The sequence below is a fragment of the Lacisediminihabitans sp. H27-G8 genome, from assembly GCF_046156175.1.
In the GTDB taxonomy this organism is placed as follows: domain Bacteria; phylum Actinomycetota; class Actinomycetes; order Actinomycetales; family Microbacteriaceae; genus Lacisediminihabitans.
The window spans coordinates 490,167-508,410 of the sequence record NZ_JAYLVL010000001.1 but is presented as its reverse complement, the minus strand read 5'-3'; the positions used below and the strand labels follow the sequence as shown (position 1 = coordinate 508,410).

The following is an 18,244-nucleotide window of genomic DNA, read 5'->3' as shown; positions in this document are numbered from 1 at the left end:
CTCAGGCCTTCGGCCCGCCGGAGACGTAGACGACCTGCCCGGAGACGAATCCGGCCTCTTCGGAGCAGAGGAAGGATGCCAGGGCGGCGATGTCCTCCGGCTGGCCGACCCGGCGAACGGGGATCTCCTTCGCGGCGCCCTCGAGGAAGGCATCGAAGGTGACCCCCATGCGCTCGGCGGTCGCGCGCAACATGTCGGTGGCGATGAAGCCCGGTGCGATGGCGTTGGCGGTCACACCGAAGGGTCCGAGTTCGATCGCGAGCGTCTTCGTGAAACCCTGCAGGCCGGCCTTGGCCGCGGAGTAATTGGCCTGCCCGCGGTTGCCGAGAGCGGAGGTGCTCGAGAGGTTGACGACGCGCCCCCACTTCGCCTCCACCTGGTGCTTCTGCACCTCGCGGCTCATCAGGAACGCCCCGCGCAGGTGCACCCCCATCACGGCATCCCAGTCGCCTTCGGTCATCTTGAACAGCAGATTGTCGCGCAGGATGCCGGCGTTGTTGACGAGGATCGTGGGAGCCCCCAGTTCGTCGACAGTTCGCGCGACGGCGGTGGCGACAGCCGCGGCATCCGCGACATCCGCTCCGATGCCGATGGCGCGCCCGCCCGCCGCGACGATCGCGTCGACGGTCGCTGTCGTGTCTTCTTCGCGAAGATCGATCACGGCCACGGCGTAGGCATCCGAGGCGAGACGCTTCGAGATGGCTGCCCCGATTCCGCGGGCGCCTCCCGTGACGATGGCGGTGCGCTGCTCGGTCATCAGTTCTCCTTCGTGGTTGCTTCTGGTTCGAACACGATCAACTGGCGCAGCGCGCGGCCCTCGGCGAGGGCATCCATCGCCTCGTTCAGCTGGTCGAGGCGGATGCGGCTGGAGATCAGCCTCTCCACGGGCAGCCGACCCTCCCGCCAGAGCTGGGCGAACAGCGGGATGTCGCGCGATGGCACCGCGGAGCCGAGGTAGCTGCCGATGATCGTGCGCGCTTCGGCGGTGAGCAGCAGGGGAGAGATGGCTGCCCGCGCTTCCGGTGCGGGCAGGCCGACGGTGATGGTGCGGCCACCGGCCGCCGTCGCCGCGAGCGCGGTCTCGAAGGCGCGGGCGTTGCCGGCGGCTTCGATCACGACGGGAGCCCGCACACCGGAGTCGAGGAGCTGCTGTGGTGTGTAGGTCTCGGTGACGCCGCAGTCGCGGGCGGTCGCCAGCTTCTGTTCGACGCCGTCGACCCCGATCACGTGGTGCCCGAGCGAGAGGGCCACGAGTACGGCGGCCATGCCGACACCGCCGAGTCCCACGACCATCACCGTCTCACCCGGCTGCGGCTGCGCCGAGTTGAGCACCGCACCGCCACCGGTCAGTACGGCGCAGCCGAGTAGCGCCGCGACTTCCGCCGGGATGTCCGGGTCCACCCGCACCACAGAGGCCCGGTTGACGACGGCATGGCTCGCGAAGGCGGACACCCCGAGGTGGTGGAACACCGGATGCCCGTCGCGCCGCAGCCGCATCGCTCCGCCGAGCAGGGTGCCGGCGTTGTTGGCGGCGCTGCCGACCTCGCAGGGAAGGCGCCCGCCGGTGGCGCATCCGGCGCACGTGCCGCAGCGGGGAAGGAAGGTCATCACCACGCGGTCGCCGATGGCCAGGTCGCTGTTCTCGTCTCCTCGTGCTTCGATGATGCCGGCCGCTTCGTGGCCGAGGAGCATCGGAGTGGGGCGCTTTCGGTTGCCGTCGACGACGGAGAGGTCGGAGTGGCAGACCCCGGCCACCTCGATGCGCACGAGCAGCTCTCCAGGCCCGGGGGAATCCAGCTCGAGCCGGCTGATCGACAGGGGAGCGGATGCCGCGAATGGCGGCTCCGCCCCGCTGTGCTCGAGTACCGCGCCGACGATCTCCATTGATGCCTTCTGTCGTACCGACTCCGATCGAAAAACCGACCGGACGGTATGGAGTCTACCCGGATGCCCGGCGGTCGAGCGGAGCGGCAGTCCTCAGGCGGCGACCGTCTCCCGCTCCGACACGGTGTCGACGAGATAGTGCGTGTACGCCGGGATGGTGAGGAAGGTCGGGAAGTCGTCCTGCAGGGTCACGAGGCGCACGATCGCGGCGGCATCCTCGAAACGATCCTCCGCCGACCGCCGACTGCCGTCGAGCTCGCTCTGCAGCATCCCCTCCACGAGGTCGCGTGTGACGAGGTCTCCCTGCTCGGTGACGATGCGCTGGGCGATCCACTGCCAGAGCTGCGACCGGGAGATCTCCGCCGTGGCGGCGTCCTCCATGAGGTTGTCGATGGCGGCGGCGCCGACTCCGCGCAACCAGCTCTCGATGTACCTGAGCGCCACCGACACGTTGCGACGAACCCCCTCGGTGGTGACGGTCTGGTCGAAGGACCGCACATCGAGCAGGTCGGCCGCCGAGACATCCACCTCCGGCCGAAGACGATCGACCTGGTTGGGGCGATCACCGAGCACCGCGTCGAACTCCTCGCGGGCGCTGGCGACGAGATCCGGATGCGCCACCCAGGTGCCGTCGAATCCGTCGGTCGCCTCACGCCGTTTGTCGTCGTGAACCTTGGTGATCGCCTGCGCGGTGATCTCGGGGTCACGACGATTCGGGATGAAGGCGCTCATGCCGCCGATGGCGTGGGCTCCCCGACGGTGGCAGGTGGCGACCAGCAACTCGGTGTAGTTGCGCATCATCGGCGAGGTCATGGTGATGCGATCCCGGTCCGGAAGCACGAACTGGCGGCCTCGACCGCGGAAGTTCTTGATCAGGCTGAAGATGTAGTCCCAGCGGCCGGCGTTGAGACCGGCGCAGTGCTCCTTCAACTCGAACAGGATCTCCTCCATCTCGAACGCGGCGGTGATCGTCTCGATGAGCACCGTGGCGCGGATCGAGCCGTGCTCGAGGCCGAGGGCGATCTCCGAGAAGGTGAAGATGTCGTCCCACAGGCGTGCTTCGAGGTGGTTCTCGATCTTCGGCAGGTAGAAGTACGGTCCGCGGCCGTCGGCGATGAGTTCGGCCGCATTGTGGAAGAGGTACAGCCCGAAGTCCACCAGCGAGGCGGATGCTGCCTTTCCGAGGCCCGCCCGGTCGGTGTACCTCAGGTGCTTCTCCACCAGGTGCCAGCCGCGGGGACGCATGACGATCGTCGGGGTGACCTCGCCGACCGTGTACTTCTTGCCGGCCTCGCTGGTGAAGTCCGCCTGGTGACGGATGGCGTCGTAGAGCGAGAGCTGCCCGCCGATGATGTTCGACCAGGTGGGGCTCGTCGCATCCTCGAGGTCGGCGAGCCAGACCTTCGCGCCGGAGTTGAGCGCGTTCACCGTCATCTTGCGGTCGGTGGGGCCGGTGATCTCGACCCGGCGGTCTTCGAGCCCGGGGCCGGCACCGGCCACGCGCCATCCGGAGTCCGCCCGAACCGCGGCAGTCTCGGAGAGGAAGCCGAGATTTCGGCCGTTCTCGATGTTCTTCCGCTGCACCATCCGCGCCGTGAGACGTTCCTGGCGGCGGCCGGCGAACTGGTCGTGCAGGCGGGTGACGAAGGTGAGCGCCTCGGGGGAGAGGATGGTTTCGAAGCCGGGTTCCGAGCTGCCGAGCACGGTCATGCGGTTGTGGGTTGTCATGATGATGGCCTTTCCCTGCTGGTGAGTGACACTGCGGTCTAGTGGAACTGTTCGGATTCGGTCGAGCCGACGAGCGCGAGGGTCGCGCTGTCGGGGTTCAGCACCGTCGAGATTTTGTCGAAGTAACCGGTACCGACCTCGCGCTGGTGCTTCGTGGCGGTGTAGCCGTCGGCCTCCGAGGCGAATTCGGCCTCCTGAAGCTCGACGTAGGCGCTCATGTGCCGCTGGCTGTAGTCGCGGGCGAGCGTGTACATCGAATGGTTGAGGGCGTGGAAGCCGGCCAGCGTGATGAACTGGAATGCATAGCCCATCGCGGCCAGCTCCCGCTGGAATGTCGCGATCTGGGCATCGTCGAGGTGGCTCTTCCAGTTGAACGACGGCGAGCAGTTGTAGGCCAGTTTCTTGCCGGGGAACTCCTTGTGGATGCTCTCGGCGAAGGTTCGCGCGAGGGCCAGGTCCGGCTCCGATGACTCGACCCAGAGCAGGTCGGCGTAGGGGGCGTAGGCGTGGCCTCGAGACAGCACGGTCTCGATGCCGGGCCGGGTGCCGTAGAAGCCTTCCGGAGTGCGCGTGCCGTCGAGGAACGGGCGGTCGCGCTCATCCACATCACTGGTCACGAGGTTCGCCGCGAGCGAGTCGGTGCGCGCGATGACGATCGTCGGCACGCCGGCGACGTCGGCGGCGAGACGCGCTGCGTTGAGAGTGCGGATGTGCTGGCCGGTGGGGATCAGCACCTTGCCTCCCATGTGCCCGCACTTCTTCTCACTGGCGAGCTGGTCTTCCCAGTGGACGCCGGCCGCTCCGGCCGCGATCATGGAGGTCATCAACTCGTAGGCGTTGAGCGGTCCGCCGAAGCCGGCCTCGGCATCCGCGACGATCGGGGCGAGCCAGTCGGTGCCGGTGCGTCCCTCCGAGGTCTCGATCTGGTCCGTGCGCAGCAACGCGTTGTTGATGCGTCGCACGACGCTCGGCACCGAGTTCGCCGGGTAGAGGCTCTGGTCGGGGTAGGTCTGGCCGGAGAGGTTCGCATCGGCCGCGACCTGCCAGCCGCTGAGGTAGATCGCTTTGAGTCCGGCGCGCACCTGCTGCACGGCCTGGTTGCCGGTGAGGGCGCCGAGGGCGGGAACCCACTCTTCGGAATCGAGCAGGCCCCAGAGCCGCTCCGAGCCGCGGCGGGCGAGGGTGTGATCCTCCTGCACGCTGCCGCGCAGGGCGATCACGTCTTCGGCGGTGTAGTCCCGCTCGACACCGTTCCAGCGCGCGTCGGTCTTCCAGTGGGTCTCGAGCTCTGCGGCGGTCTGGTTCTGGTCACCCGGTCGGCTGGTCATCGGTGCTCCTTCGTTGGTTGCGTAAAACCCACGATGCGGCCGTTTTAGCGGGCCTGATCCCACTTTGATGGCAGAATTTTTGCGATTCTTCTATTTACCGGAAGAAGCTCGCGTGTCATCCTTGGCCCATGGGACAACGGCCGTTCGACTCGCTCGAGGATGAAGACATGCTCGATTCACTGACGATCGGCCGCCGCATCCGGCAGCTGCGCACTTCCCGGCACATGACGCTCGACGACATGGGAGTCGCGATTGGGCGTGCGGCGTCGCAGGTCTCGGTGGTGGAGAACGGCAAGCGCGAACTGAAACTCGGCGAGTTGCAACGGTTCGCCCGCGCGCTCGATGTGCCGATCGACCAGTTGTTGAACTCCGAGCCGCCGAGCGGCCGGGCGGGACTCGAGATCGCGCTCGAGCGCATCCAGCGCGGGCCCCTGTATGCCTCCCTCGGGTTGCCTCAGCTCGCCGTGCGAAAAGCCCTGAGCGACGAGGCGATCGAGGCGATCCTCGGCCTGTATCGCGAACTCGAGCGCGTGCACAGCGAGCGCGCCGCGACGCCGGAAGAGGCACGGCGAGCCAACACGGAACTGCGCAAGGCGATGCGGCGTCGCAACAACTATTTCGCCGAGCTCGAGGATGTGGCGCGCGGCCTGCTCGCGGCGGTGGGCCACACCGGTGGCCCGCTCTCACAGCGGGTGGCCGCCGACCTCGGAACCCACCTCGGCTTCACCCTGCACTATGTGCCAGACCTTCCGGGATCCACCCGGTCGGTCACCGACCTCAACAACGGCCGCATCTACGTGCCGCTCGGGGCGAGTGCGGACTCCGATCCGCGATCGGTGGTGCTCCAGGCGCTCGCGAGCCATGTGCTCGGGCACGAGGAGCCCACCAACTACGCCGACTTCCTCGACCAGCGGGTGCAGACCAACTACCTCGCGGCGGCACTCCTCGTGCCGGAACAGAGCGCGGTCGAGTTCCTCACGCGGGCGAAAGCCGCGCGGGAGCTCTCGGTCGAAGACCTGCGGGATGCCTTCGGGGTGAGTTACGAGACTGCCGCCCACCGCTTCACCAATCTCTCGACGCAGCATCTCGGCATCCCGGTGCATTTCCTCAAGGTGCACGAGAGCGGCACGGTGTCGAAGGCCTACGAGAACGACAGTGTCACGCTGCCGACGGATGCCCTCGGCGCGGTCGAGGGGCAGGTCGTGTGCCGCTTCTGGAGCGCTCGCCGTGTGTTCGATGTGGCGGACCGGTTCAGCCCGTACCACCAGTACACGGACAAACCCGCGGGCACGTACTGGTGCACCTCGCGCATTCAATCCTCCCCGCGCGGGCAGTTCTCGGTGAGTGTCGGAACCCAATTCACGCAGGCGAAGTTCTTCCGGGGGAGGGACACCGAGAATCGCTTCACCTCGACCTGCCCAGAGCCCTCGTGCTGCCGCACACCCCCGAGCACTCTCGCGGCCAAATGGGACAAGCACTCCTGGCCGAGCGCGCGACTCAACTCGTCGCTGCACGCGGCGATGCCGACCGGAGCTTTCCCCGGAGTCGACAGCACCGAGGTGTTCGAGTTCCTGGAGCGTCACGCGCCGGCGTAGTCCGGACTCGATCGACGCGACCGATCCTCCCCGGCTGGCGACTCATCGTGCGGGAAGACCGGGTAATGAAGGACCCTGCCGGCGTTGATCGCGTTCAGCGTCGATCTCATCATTCAGGAAGGGGTGGGGCTGGAGGGGCTGGTGAGTCCGATGTGACCTCGGAGCGTGACATCCTCCCCGCCAGCAACAGAGGTTCCTGAATGATGAAAGCCGCACCGGGATGCGCGGGCGCTACCAGGCGGCGGGGGCGTAGTCCTTGAGGAAGACACCGTAGAGGTCTTCGCCAGCCTCGCCGCGCACGATCGGGTCGTAGACGCGGGCGGCGCCGTCGACGAGGTCGAGGGGGGCGTGGAAGCCCTCCTCCGCGAGTCGGATCTTGGTGAAGTGCGGGCGCTCGTCGGTGATCCAGCCGGTGTCGACACTGGTCATGAGGATGCCGTCGCTCTCGAGCATCTCTTTTCCGCTCGTGCGGGTGAGCATGTTGAGCGAGGCCTTGGCCATGTTCGTGTGCGGATGCCCCGGTCCCTTGTACCCCCGACCGAACTGCCCCTCCATCGCCGACACGTTGACGATGTACTTTCTGCGGGCTGCCGACGCGGCCATGGCCGGGCGAAGGCGCGAGACCAGCAGGAAAGGCGCGGTCACATTCGCGAGCTGCACCTCGAGCATCTCGAGCGGGTCCACCTCGTGCACGAATTGTGTCCAGCTGTTCTGGTCGTGCTCGTCGGGCACCAGCCCACCCGCGTCGATCGCGGTGCCGGCGGCCAGGCGGGCCAGGGAGGATGAGCCCGCTGCCAGTGCGAGCTCGGTGAGCTCCGCGGCACTGAGCCCACCGGCGCTGGCGAGGATCGGGTGCGCACCGACCGAGGCGGCCAGCGCCTGGGGATGCGCATCGTTCGTGTGGCCGAAGGTCAGCAGCTCGGGTAGCGGGCCGTCGGGCAGCGGCGCGCTCTCGGCATCCGCCAGCGGGGCGTAGGACCCGGGGGAGCGCCTCACGGTCTGTGCGGCATTGTTGATGAGGATGTCGAGGGGTCCGGCCTCCATCATCGCGTCCGTGAGTCCGATCACCTGCGCCGGATCACGAAGGTCGATGCCGACCACCCGCAGGCGATGCAGCCACTCGCTCGCATCCGGGAGAGAGGCGAATCGGCGCACTGCATCGCGGGGGAACCGCGTCGTGATGGTCGTGTGCGCGCCGTCCCGCAGCAGCCGAAGGGCGATGTACATGCCGATTTTCGCGCGGCCCCCGGTGAGTAGTGCCGTCTTGCCGGTGAGGTCGGTGCGGGCATCGCGTTTGGCGTGGTTGAGGGCGGCGCAGTCCGGGCAGAGCTGGTGGTAGAACGCGTCGACCTGGGTGTAGTGCTGCTTGCAGATGTAACACGGCCGGGACTTGAGAAGGGTGCCGGCGGTGGCCGCCGTCGCCGTGATGGACAGGGGGATGCCGCGGGTCTCGTCGTCGATGCGGTCGGGCGCTCCCGTGGCGGTGTTGGCCACAACGGCGCGGTCGGCGTCGGCGATGACGGCACGCTTCTCGAGCCGCCGGTTGCGCTTCACCGACTTGAACATGCGGGCCGTGGCCTGGCGCACAGCGATGAAGTCCGGGTGTTCTTCGTCGAGGGTGTCCATCGACGCGAGCACCCGCAGGGTGATTTCGAGCTCGGTCGGGTCGAGGGCACTGCTGTCGGCGGGGTCGGAAGGCACACACGATTCTAAGCGGAGGGCTCCGGCCGTCGGGGCCGGGCCCGGGTCTGGCCGTCACCGGTGCCGACGTACTACTGTGTGGTCACCCGTGATCCGCAGGGCGGCGAACTGTGCACTGCGCCAGTCGACCCGAGGGAGGACCCGTGATGTCCCGCACCGTGGCAGGGCCGCCGACAGAACCGCTCGTCGAACTCGTGGTGGTGCACGGGATCGGGCGACAGACTGCCGGACAGACTCTGCTCGAATGGGCCGAACCGATCCTGCAGCGGATGGACTGGCTCGCCAAGGGGAGCCCGGCCGAGAATGGTGCGACCCCCTCCGCGCAGGCCGTCGCCGAGGATGCGGCCCGGCAGTCCCCGGGGGCAGGATTGCGGCCGACCGCCCCCGCCGAGATCGGAACGGCCCAACAGGATGATGACTCGCAGGGCGAACCGACCGCGCTGGAGTTCGGCGCGGTCGTGCTCGGCACGGCGAAAGACGAGGTGACCGCGAGCATCCACTATCTCGATCTCGAGGCGGCGCCGCGTTCGGTGTCCCTGCACATCACGGAGGCGCGCTGGTCCGAGGCCTTCCTGCCCCTGTCCCGCACCCAGATCTTCACCTGGGGCCTCGGCTTCGTGTTTCGCGCCGTCGGCCGACTGCTGGTGTACCTCAGCACGGCATTCTGGGTGACCTCCCGAGGATTCTGGGGGATCGGTCGGGTCATCGCCGTGATGGCGATCGCCGCACTCGGCCTCGTGGTGGGCGTGCTCACGCTCGTCGCGGTGGTCTTTCTCGCCCTGTCCGGCCCGCTGCTGATTTTTCCCTTCGTCGGCACGGCACTCAAACCGGTGGTGGATGCCCTGGTGGACTTCGTCGGAGATGTGCCGGCCTGGACCCAGCGTCCGACCCGGGCGGCCGCAATGCGGCAGATCGTGGCCACGGCGGTGGGTGAGGCCCGGGCGCGGGCGGGCGACGATGGCCGGGTCATGGTGGTCGCTCATTCGGAGGGCGCGGCGATCACCGCGAACCTGCTCTTCGGCGATGCGATCCTCGCGCCGGGACGGCGGGTGGACACTCTCGTCACGGTCGGAAGTGCCCTGTCGCTGCTCGGCCGTCCCAGCTTCACCTCCCATCGGCTGAGCCCCGCCGAACTCGCAGCCCACGGATTCTCCCTCTCCCTCAATCCGGTGCGCGCCTGGGGCGGGATGCCGGCTGCCAGCCGCCCGCGCTGGCTTGACTTCTTCGCGACCTGGGATGTGATCCCCTCCGGTCCGACCTCCACCGGAGGCGCAGCCCGTCGCGCGCGCTGGACGGCGAGCTATGCGCCGGCAGCGGAGGCGGAGCAGGGGGCTCTCGCCGACTCGCCCGCACTGGGTCCCGAAGAGCATCCGGTGCACAACACCGCCTCCGCCCTCACCGATCACCAGTCTTATTCCGCCAACATCGTGCAGGTGATCGATCCGCTCGCCCGAATCGTGCTCGGACTCGAGACCCGTGACCCGGCGGCGGACAACGGTGAGCGTCCCCTGCTGGCGGCCAGCGCCGAGCAGAATCGGCTGCACGTGCGGGCCGTGAAGGAACTCGGCCTGAATCGGCTGCTGGTGCTGCTGCTCGCCGCCCTCTGCTTCTTCGTGCCGACTCTCTCCGAACTCTTCAGGCTGACCACGACCGGGCCGGTGGCAGTCGTCACGACGGCACTCAAGTGGTTGCTGCAGGTGAAAGACGGCGAGGGCATCTGGGGTTGGCTGTTCACCCTCACCTGGGTGCCTTATTTCGCCCTCGTCGCCGGAGCGGCGGCGTTGCTGCTCTGGGCGAATGGCGCCCTCTGGCAGCTGTTCGAGACCCGGCTCGCCAGCAGCCGCTACGACACCCCGGCGGTTCCTCGCCTCCGGGTGTGGGGGCTGATCGTGCGCGTTCCGCTCGCGTTGGCGCTCGCCGTGGGAGCGACCATTGCCGCACGCGTTCATCCGCTCGTTCTCGTCGGCTCACTGATCGCGGCGGTCGCGGTGATCGCGGCGCCGTGGTTCGGCCGCATTCCGAGAACTCTCGCAGCTCGCACGCAACCACCGGACTGACCGCACCGACAGCCCGTCTCGCGGCAGGGGGCGCGGGGATGTGGCACGGTTGACCCATGCCCAAGAAGATCCTGCTCGACTGCGACCCGGGCCTCGATGACGCTCTCGCCCTGCTGCTCGCGCACGGGGATCCGAACATCGACCTCGTGGGGGTCACCACAGTCGGCGGCAACGTCGGGCTGCCGCGCACGACGCGCAATGCCCTCGCCCTGCGCGAGTACCTGCGATTCGAGACCGTGCCGGTTGCCGCGGGCGCGGCACGGCCCCTGAGCGGGGAGACCCGCGACGCGAGCCATGTGCACGGAGAGTCGGGGCTCGGCGCCGCCGTGTTGCCTGAGCCCACCCTGGCGGTGGACCCGCGTCACGCTGTGGACTTTCTCATCGAAACGATTCGTGCGACTCCTGGCACCATCCACCTCGTCGCGACCGGCCCGCTCACCAACATCGCGCTCGCGCTCCAGAAGGAGCCGGCGATCGCCCGCTGGGTCGCCTCATTCACGATCATGGGCGGATCCTTCACCCGCGGAAACGCCACCCCCGCTGCCGAATTCAACATCTACGCCGATCCGGAAGCCGCCCGGGTCGTCTTCGACGCGGACTGGCAGGTGGTGATGGTCGGCCTCGATCTCACGCTTCAGGCGCAGGCCAACAGCGCCGTCGTCGCACGACTCGGCCGGCTCGGCACTCTGGCCCACGAACTCATCCTCCCCCTCGCCACCTTCTGGGTCGACGCGAACAACAGCGACTGGGACGGCCAGGCCGTGCACGACGTGTGCGCGGTCGCCCACGTGGTGCGTCCGGACCTCTTCTCCTCCCGACCGGCGCTGGTGACAGTGGAGACCCGTGGCGAGTTCACCAGTGGGATGACGGTGGTCGACTTCGATTCGCCGTTTCCCAACGCGATGGTGCCGGTCACCCTGGATGTCGCGGGCTTCTGGTCCTACGTCGAGCACGTCTATGCGATCGTCGCCGGGCAGCATGCCTGACCTCCTCCTCGACCGGCTGCAACCGATGCGAGCGGCCGGGTCCTACGATCCGGATGCCGTCTACGAACAGTTCGTCGAGTGGGCAGTCGGGCGCGGCCTGAGTCTCTACCCCGCGCAGGACGAAGCCCTCATCGAGATCGTCTCCGGCGCCAACCTGATCCTCAGCACCCCCACCGGCACCGGCAAGTCCCTCGTCGCGATCGGAGCACACTTCGCGGCCCTTGCGCAGGGGCAGCGCACGTTCTACACCGCCCCCATCAAGGCCCTGGTGTCAGAGAAGTTCTTCGCCCTCGTCGATATCTTCGGAGCGGAGAACGTGGGGATGGTCACGGGGGATTCGAGCGTCAACGCCGAGGCTCCGATCATCTGCTGCACCGCCGAGATCCTGGCGAATCTCGCCCTGCGGCAGGGCACGGATGCCCCGGTCGACCAGGTCGTGATGGACGAGTTCCACTTCTACTCCGATCCGGAACGCGGCTGGGCCTGGCAGGTGCCGCTCCTCACCCTGCCGGGGGTGCAGTTCATCCTGATGTCCGCGACGCTGGGGGATGTCGAGTGGCTGGCGTCAGACCTGTCGAAGCGCAACAGCCGCGAGACCGCAGTGGTCACCGGTGTCGACCGCCCGGTGCCCCTGCACTTCTCCTACGCCACCACGCCAGTTCACGAGACCGTCGAGGATCTGCTCGCCACCGGCCAGGCACCGGTCTATATCGTGCACTTCTCGCAGCTCGCCGCCCTCGAGAGGGCGCAGGCACTCACCAGCGTCAAGATCGCCACCCGTGAGCAGCGGGACGAGATCGCGGATGCGATCGGCGACTTCCGTTTCACCACCAACTTCGGGCGAACCCTCAGCCGCCTGATCCGCTCGGGGATCGGGGTGCATCACGCCGGGATGCTGCCGAAATACCGCCGGCTCGTGGAGCAGCTCGCGCAGCAGGGCCTGCTCAAGGTGATCTGCGGCACGGACACCCTCGGGGTGGGCATCAACGTGCCGATCCGCACCGTGCTGCTCACCGCGCTCACCAAGTTCGATGGCACGAAGATGCGCCAGTTGAGCGCGCGGGAGTTCCACCAGATCGCCGGTCGTGCCGGCCGTGCCGGCTTCGACACCGCCGGCACCGTGATCGTGCAGGCCCCGGACCATGAGACCGAGAACGCCAGACTCCTCGCGAAGGCGGGGGACGATCCGAAGAAGATCAAGAAGATCGTGCGCAAGCGCGCGCCGGACGGGTTCGTCTCCTGGGGGGAGCCCAGTTTCGCCCGGCTCGTCGCCGCCCAACCGGAGACCCTCACCTCGAGCATGCAGGTGAACCACGCGATGGTGCTCAACGTGATCGGCCGCGGCGGGCAGCCGTTCGACGAACTGCGCGAGCTGATCGAGAACAACCACGAACCGCGGCCGCGCCAGCGCGAGCTTGCCCGGCAGGCCCTCGCCATCTACCGCACGCTGCGCACGGCCGAGATCGTGCAGCAGAGCGCGTCGGGGGACATCAGCCTCACCGTCGACCTGCAGCAGAACTTCGCGCTCAACCAGCCGCTGTCGCCGTTCGCTCTCGCGGTGTTCGACCTGCTGCAGCCCGCCGAGGGGGCGGTGCAGACGTCACCCACCTACGCCCTCGACCTGATCTCGGTGCTCGAGGCGACCCTCGACGACCCGCACCCGGTGCTCTCCGCGCAACAGTTCATGGCCCGCGGCGAGGCCGTCGCGGCGATGAAGAGCGAAGGCATCGAATACGACCAGCGCATGGAGCTGCTCGAGCAGGTCACCTGGCCCAAACCGCTCGAGGAGCTTCTGGACGCAGCGTTCCAGACCTACCGCGCATCGCAGCCCTGGGTCGGCGACTTCGAGTTCAGCCCCAAGTCGGTGGTGCGGGACCTCTACGAACGCGCGATGACCTTCAACGATTACATCGGCTTCTACAAGCTCAACCGCTCCGAGGGGCTCGTGCTTCGCTACCTCTCTGACGCCTACAAGGCGGCACGGCAGACCATTCCTCCCGATGCGAAGACCGAAGAGCTTCTCGACCTTATCGAGTGGCTCGGCGAGCTGGTGCGCCAGGTCGACTCGAGCCTGCTCGACGAGTGGGAGCAGCTCATCAACCCGGCGGCCGCCATCGATGCCTCCGCCCCGGTGCTGCCGCCCGCCCCGAAGGGCGTGACCACGAACATCCGTGCCTTCCGCATCCTGGTGCGCAACGAGCTGTTCCGCCGGGTGCAGCTCGCGGCCCTCGAGGACTACGACCAGCTGGGGGAGCTGGATGCCGCGGCCGGCTTCGATGCCGACGCGTGGGGGGACGCCATGGACGCCTACTTCGACGCCCACGACCACCTCGGAACCGGCGGGGACGCCCGCAGCTCCGCCATGCTCATGGTGGAGCAGGAGTCGACAGGCTGGACGGTGCGCCAGATCTTCGACGATCCGGCCGGAGACCATGACTGGGGTATCTCGGCCACTGTCGACCTCGCGGAGTCCAATACCGCCGGCGTCGCCGTGGTGCGGGTGACCGCGGTCGGAATGCTCTGAGCCCCCATTCGGGCTAGTGAGGATCGACACCCATGACCACTATCCCCGCAGCCGGCCAACCGTACTGGCCGGGATCCTTCAACCTCGCGGATGCGGGCGGACTTCCCCTCCAGGGCGGCGGAGTCACCCGATCGGGGCGGGTATTCCGCTCGGCTCGCCCGGACTACTTGACGCCAGAGGGCTGGCGCGCGGCTCGGGCCGCCGGGGTGACCACCGTGGTCGATCTGCGCAATCCGGGGGAGAGCACGAGCGAGGGGGATGGGGCGGCCGCAGCAGCGGCCGGTGCTGCGCCGGTCCGTGCTGCGGCGGTGACGGAGGGTATCCGGTTCGTCTCCTGTCCGACTGAGGATCCGAGCGACCCGCAATTCCTTGAGCTCTGTGGTGCCTTGCTCGACCACCCCCTCTCCTATGCCGACAACATCCGGCTCTACCCGCGGAAGTTCGCCGAGGTGTTCCGAGCGATCGCCGACGCGGAGGGCGCCGTCCTCGTGCACTGTGCCGCGGGACGAGACCGCACCGGGATGGTGATGGCGATGCTGCTGAGCGTGGTGGGTGTGACACCGGAGGCCATCACGGACGACTATGTCGACGCGGCTATTCGCTTCAATGCCGGGCTCGGGGTAGAGCCGGGCCTCACCGAAGAGAAGGCCCATTCCGCAGCCGTGATGGAGGAGCGCATCGCGAGCCGCCGATCCGCTCTTCTCGCGTGGCTCGAGTCTCTCGACGTCGAGTCGTATCTCCGAGCCAGCGGCCTCACCTCCGGCGAGATCGACTCGCTCCAAGCGCGTCTGGTCTAGTCCAGAGCGTCGACCGCCGCGAGAATCACCGACACCTCGGTGCGTCGGGTATAGTCCACCTGCACGTCGGCGAACCGCACGATGCGTCCGGCATCGACGACGATGACGGTGGGGAAGGGGATGCCGGCGGTGGCATCCGCATTGCTGTCGGCGACGTCGAATCCGAGTTCGGTCTGGGCCAAGCGCACCTGCGGACTCGGTTCGGTGAGGATGCCGAGGGCCGTCGCGAGGAAGTTCGAGGGGTCCGAGAGCACGGTGAAATCGAGAGCGCCCTGAGCGATCGAGAGCTGCGAAGAGCTCGGCTTCTGGGGGCTGATGGCGACAAGGCCGATGCCACGCTCGAGCAGCCGGGGAAGCAACTCCCTCTGGTAATGGGCAAGAGAGAGGGTGCAGTACGGGCACCAGGCGCCGCGGTAGAACACGATGACCGCGGAATCGGATCCGAGGGCGTCATAGAGCCAGGCCCGCAATCCGTCCCGGTCGAGCAGGGGCGCGTTGGGAAGGTTCGCGCCGAGAGTAACCGAGACGACCGGCACTCCCTCGGAGCGCGAGCCGGCCCGTTCGGTCGCGAAGACCGCGGCCAGTCGATCGCCGATTCGTCGGTCGAAGCCGACAGTGAATTCATCCGCTTCCTGGCTGATGGTCGCCGGAGCCATGGTTCCTGCTTTCACTGATCGGGATGCCCCGAGCTTACGTTCTCCCGTGAGAGCAAACCCTTTGTGCGGGCACACCGAACCAGATGCAACCAGTTGTTCTCCAAGTCCATCGTCAGAAAAGGTTAAGATCATGCGCAGTTTCACCAAGGCCGCCATCGGAATCGCCACCGCGGGCCTCCTCGTCGCCGGCGTTGCCGGCGTCAGCTCCACCGCCAACGCCGCTCCCGAGATCAAGGCGAAGTCCTCCTCCGCCATCCCCGCCCCGGCTGCCGCCGTTCCGGCGCTCAAGGGCGGCGACACTGCCGTGCTGCTCGACGCCGGCTTTGCCTCGGCTCTCACCTCGCTCGGCCTCACCCCCGGTGTCACGGGCACCGGAACCCTCACCGATGGCTCGGTGCACTTCCCGATCACGGGCGGAAGCGTCGTCTACTGGTCGCCGAAGAGCAACTACCGCCCCTACGTTCAGGGCATCATCGAGCACGACGGATCCGGCCTCTCGCTCACCGCGGGATCCACCGTCGTCGGTCTCTCCAACTTCACGATCAACCCGGGCAACTCGCAGCTCTACGGCGATGTCGACGTCAACGGGACCGTTGCTGCCGTCCAGGCCCCGCTGTTCGACCTCCACGGTGGAACGTTGAAGCCGCTCCAGCTCGAGGGTGACAACGCCATCCTCACCGGCACGACGGTGCACATCTCCGACACCGCGGCCGGCCTGCTCGACAAGGTGTTCTCGACGGACGCCGTCAAGGGCGGCCTCCTCGTGGGCATCGCCACCATCACGGCGCAGATCAAGTAGCAGCACAGCGCGTCACTCGAAGGGCCCACCGCGATCGCGGTGGGCCCTTCGTCGTGCGAGCGACGGTCAGCGCGCACCGATCGCATAGAGCACGCCGCCCACCGTCCCCAGATAGAGAGTGCCGTCCGCGCCGAGCGCGGGATAGCTCGAGACCCCGGAATCGACGGCGAGGGCGAAGAGTCGGTGCCCGTTCGCGTCGTAGCCGTAGACGGTGCCGTTCATCGATCCCCAGTAGGTGTTGGCCCGCGCATCGACCACTATCGAGGTCCAGGCGTGTTCCTTCGCCGGCGCGACCGGGGCGATCGTGCGGATGACCCGACCGGTCGAGGAATCGACGGTGCGCACCCGTCCGGAGTTGTCGGCGAAGTAGGCCGTGCCATCGGGTCGAACCGTCGATGACGAGTAGGTGTAGTCGTGGATCAGCAGCTGCCAGGCTCGACTGCCGTCGCTGCGCACGCCGTATTCGTGATCGTTGTTGGTGCCGAGCACCACGATTCCCGACTCGCTCACCCCGCTGGAGACCTCGATGCGCTTCGCCGTCTCGAACCGCCAGCGGATGACTCCCGAACTGCCGGTGTCACGCACGGCGATGAGCTGCTTTTCGATGGCGGTATAGATGGTGCCATCCGGACCGACGGCGGGGCTCGCATAGTCGACACCGCCGAGGTCGAGGGACCACACCCTCCGGTGGCCGTGGGCGGTGATCTCGAGGGCCGAGAGGTGACCGGCGAGGTCGGCTACATAGACCCGGTTGTGACCGGCGATTGCGGGCGAGAGCACATCGGCCGCGAACTTCTCCGTCCAGATCAGCCGTCCGGACCGATCGAGGGCGAACAGGGTGGAGCGGGGCCCGGGCCAGAGGATCGTGCCGTCTCCGAGCACTGCCGGGCTGGTCGACAGGTCGCTTCCGTAACCGGAGCCGCCATCGAAGACCCAGCGATCCTCTCCGGTCGTGGGGTCGAGGGCGTGCAGCACCCCAGCGTTCGTGGCCGCGAGGATGCTGCCGTCGACGCCGATCACCGGCCCCGGCGTCACGGATCCGCCGAGGTCCCTCGACCAGCGGAGGTTCGCCGTCTGTGGCCCGGTCGCGGCTGTCGCGGAGGAGTGCCGGGCATCGAACTGCGCCGACGGCCAGGCGCTCGCGGGTGCAGGGAGCTGCCCGACGCCGCTCAGGCCACCGGCCGCACCGGTTGATCCGGCGCCTGTTCCCGGAGCTGTGCATCCCGTCAGCAGCACGCCCACGATGAGCGCACCGGCCGATAGACGCAGCGTCGCAGTGCTCAGTACACGGGTCATGCAGCGAACCTATGACGGGCTGCGCGTCGCGGAGCCGGATGCGTCTTACAGTTCGATGACGGATGTGCGCCGCGTAGAGTCGATCGCGTGACCACGAATGACCTCCGCACCGGCGAACGGCGGCGGCACCGGCACGGCGTCACCTTCTTCTCGAGTCGTCCGCTCTACGACGATCTCGCCGTCGCGATCAGGCGCTTCCCCGGGTCGGTCGACTCGGCAGGGAGACGGCCGTTCGTTCTCGTCCACGGCATCGGTGTCTCCTCCCGCTACTTCCATCCCCTGGCCGAGCAGCTGGCCAAGAGCAGCGAAGTCTTCCTCATCGATCTCGCCGGGTACGGTTCGGCTCCGGATCCGAAGCGCGATGTCTCCATCGCCCTGCATGCCAAGGTGCTCGGCACCTTCCTGCAGCAGGCCGGCATCGTGAATCCCGTGCTCGTCGGGCATTCGATGGGTACCCAGGTCGTCTCGCAGCTGGTGTTCGACTCTCCCGAGGTGACCGATCGTCTCGTGCTCATCGCGCCGACGGTCAACCCGCCCGACCGACGCTTCAGCACGGAGGTGATGGCGCTGCTGCGCGATATCCCCCGGGAGTCGCTTCGTTCCAACCTCATCGTCGTCACCGACTATCTGGTGCGGTGCGGCATCCCGTATTTCTTCGCCCAGTTCAAGCACCTGGTCGACGATCGCATGGAAGACCGTCTTCCGGTGATCGAGGCGCGAACACTCGTGCTTCGGGGGGACCGCGATCCGATTGTTCCGCGGTCCTGGGCCGAGCGGGTGGCCGAACTGCTGCCTCACGGCACCTACGCCGACGTCGCGGGCCCGCACGTCGTGATGCACTCCGACCCGGTGCGCATCGCGTCCCTCATCGTGAGGCACTCCGAATGAGGCGC

14 protein-coding genes are annotated in these 18,244 nt (G+C 67.8%); 7 read left to right on the top strand and 7 right to left on the bottom strand.

Features of this window, described 5'->3' with window-relative positions:
- Nucleotide 1: 1 nt before the first annotated feature.
- From fabG to aceA, 4 genes are all read right to left on the bottom strand, one after another.
- Entirely contained in the window at nucleotides 2–757 is a 756-nt protein-coding gene (gene fabG / locus VLI63_RS02365; protein WP_409155317.1) for a 3-oxoacyl-ACP reductase FabG, read from the bottom strand.
- Nucleotides 757–1,884, bottom strand: a complete 1,128-nt coding sequence (locus VLI63_RS02360; RefSeq protein WP_409155316.1) for an alcohol dehydrogenase catalytic domain-containing protein — start codon at nucleotides 1,882–1,884, stop codon at nucleotides 757–759. Before VLI63_RS02360 ends, fabG begins: the two co-directional genes overlap by 1 nt.
- A 93-nt stretch (nucleotides 1,885–1,977) precedes the next feature.
- On the bottom strand, nucleotides 1,978–3,612 hold the full coding sequence (aceB, locus tag VLI63_RS02355) for a malate synthase A (RefSeq protein WP_409155314.1): 1,635 nt from the start codon (nucleotides 3,610–3,612) through the stop codon (nucleotides 1,978–1,980).
- Between the two features lie 38 nt (nucleotides 3,613–3,650).
- Entirely contained in the window at nucleotides 3,651–4,940 is a 1,290-nt protein-coding gene (aceA, locus tag VLI63_RS02350; protein ID WP_409155312.1) for an isocitrate lyase, read from the bottom strand.
- 167 nt (nucleotides 4,941–5,107) lie between these two features.
- Between aceA and VLI63_RS02345 the strand changes: the two genes are divergently transcribed.
- A complete protein-coding gene (locus VLI63_RS02345) occupies nucleotides 5,108–6,535 on the top strand; it encodes a helix-turn-helix domain-containing protein (RefSeq protein ID WP_409155310.1) in 1,428 nt (475 codons plus the stop codon).
- 231 nt (nucleotides 6,536–6,766) lie between these two features.
- Here VLI63_RS02345 and VLI63_RS02340 read toward each other — a convergent pair whose 3' ends face one another.
- A complete protein-coding gene (locus VLI63_RS02340; protein ID WP_409155309.1) occupies nucleotides 6,767–8,236 on the bottom strand; it encodes an SDR family NAD(P)-dependent oxidoreductase in 1,470 nt (489 codons plus the stop codon).
- A gap of 143 nt (nucleotides 8,237–8,379) precedes the next feature.
- Here VLI63_RS02340 and VLI63_RS02335 point away from each other — a divergent pair, with 143 nt between their 5' ends.
- Genes VLI63_RS02335 through VLI63_RS02320 form a run of 4 tightly spaced genes read left to right on the top strand, consistent with a single transcriptional unit; the run spans nucleotide 8,380 to nucleotide 14,600 of the window.
- On the top strand, nucleotides 8,380–10,293 hold the full coding sequence (locus tag VLI63_RS02335; RefSeq protein WP_409155308.1) for a hypothetical protein: 1,914 nt from the start codon (nucleotides 8,380–8,382) through the stop codon (nucleotides 10,291–10,293).
- A 56-nt stretch (nucleotides 10,294–10,349) separates the two neighbouring features.
- Nucleotides 10,350–11,279, top strand: coding sequence for a nucleoside hydrolase (locus tag VLI63_RS02330; protein WP_409155307.1), 930 nt, complete (start codon nucleotides 10,350–10,352; stop codon nucleotides 11,277–11,279).
- Nucleotides 11,272–13,803 (top strand): DEAD/DEAH box helicase, encoded by a 2,532-nt coding sequence (locus VLI63_RS02325; RefSeq protein WP_409155306.1) that lies wholly within the window; start codon nucleotides 11,272–11,274, stop codon nucleotides 13,801–13,803. The genes VLI63_RS02330 and VLI63_RS02325 overlap by 8 nt, the downstream gene beginning before the upstream one ends.
- Nucleotides 13,804–13,835: 32 nt before the next feature.
- Nucleotides 13,836–14,600, top strand: a complete 765-nt coding sequence (locus VLI63_RS02320) for a tyrosine-protein phosphatase (protein WP_409155305.1) — start codon at nucleotides 13,836–13,838, stop codon at nucleotides 14,598–14,600.
- Here the strand turns inward: VLI63_RS02320 and VLI63_RS02315 are convergent.
- On the bottom strand, nucleotides 14,597–15,256 hold the full coding sequence (locus tag VLI63_RS02315; protein WP_409155304.1) for a peroxiredoxin-like family protein: 660 nt from the start codon (nucleotides 15,254–15,256) through the stop codon (nucleotides 14,597–14,599). The genes VLI63_RS02320 and VLI63_RS02315 overlap by 4 nt on opposite strands.
- 130 nt (nucleotides 15,257–15,386) lie before the next feature.
- Here VLI63_RS02315 and VLI63_RS02310 point away from each other — a divergent pair, with 130 nt between their 5' ends.
- Nucleotides 15,387–16,055 (top strand): hypothetical protein, encoded by a 669-nt coding sequence (locus tag VLI63_RS02310; protein ID WP_185200872.1) that lies wholly within the window; start codon nucleotides 15,387–15,389, stop codon nucleotides 16,053–16,055.
- Between the two features lie 66 nt (nucleotides 16,056–16,121).
- Here the strand turns inward: VLI63_RS02310 and VLI63_RS02305 are convergent, their stop codons facing one another.
- A complete protein-coding gene (locus tag VLI63_RS02305; RefSeq protein ID WP_409155303.1) occupies nucleotides 16,122–17,351 on the bottom strand; it encodes a PQQ-binding-like beta-propeller repeat protein in 1,230 nt (409 codons plus the stop codon).
- Nucleotides 17,352–17,438: 87 nt separating this feature from the next.
- Between VLI63_RS02305 and VLI63_RS02300 the strand changes: the two genes are divergently transcribed.
- Entirely contained in the window at nucleotides 17,439–18,239 is an 801-nt protein-coding gene (locus tag VLI63_RS02300; protein WP_409155302.1) for an alpha/beta fold hydrolase, read from the top strand.
- Nucleotides 18,240–18,244 lie beyond the last annotated feature (5 nt).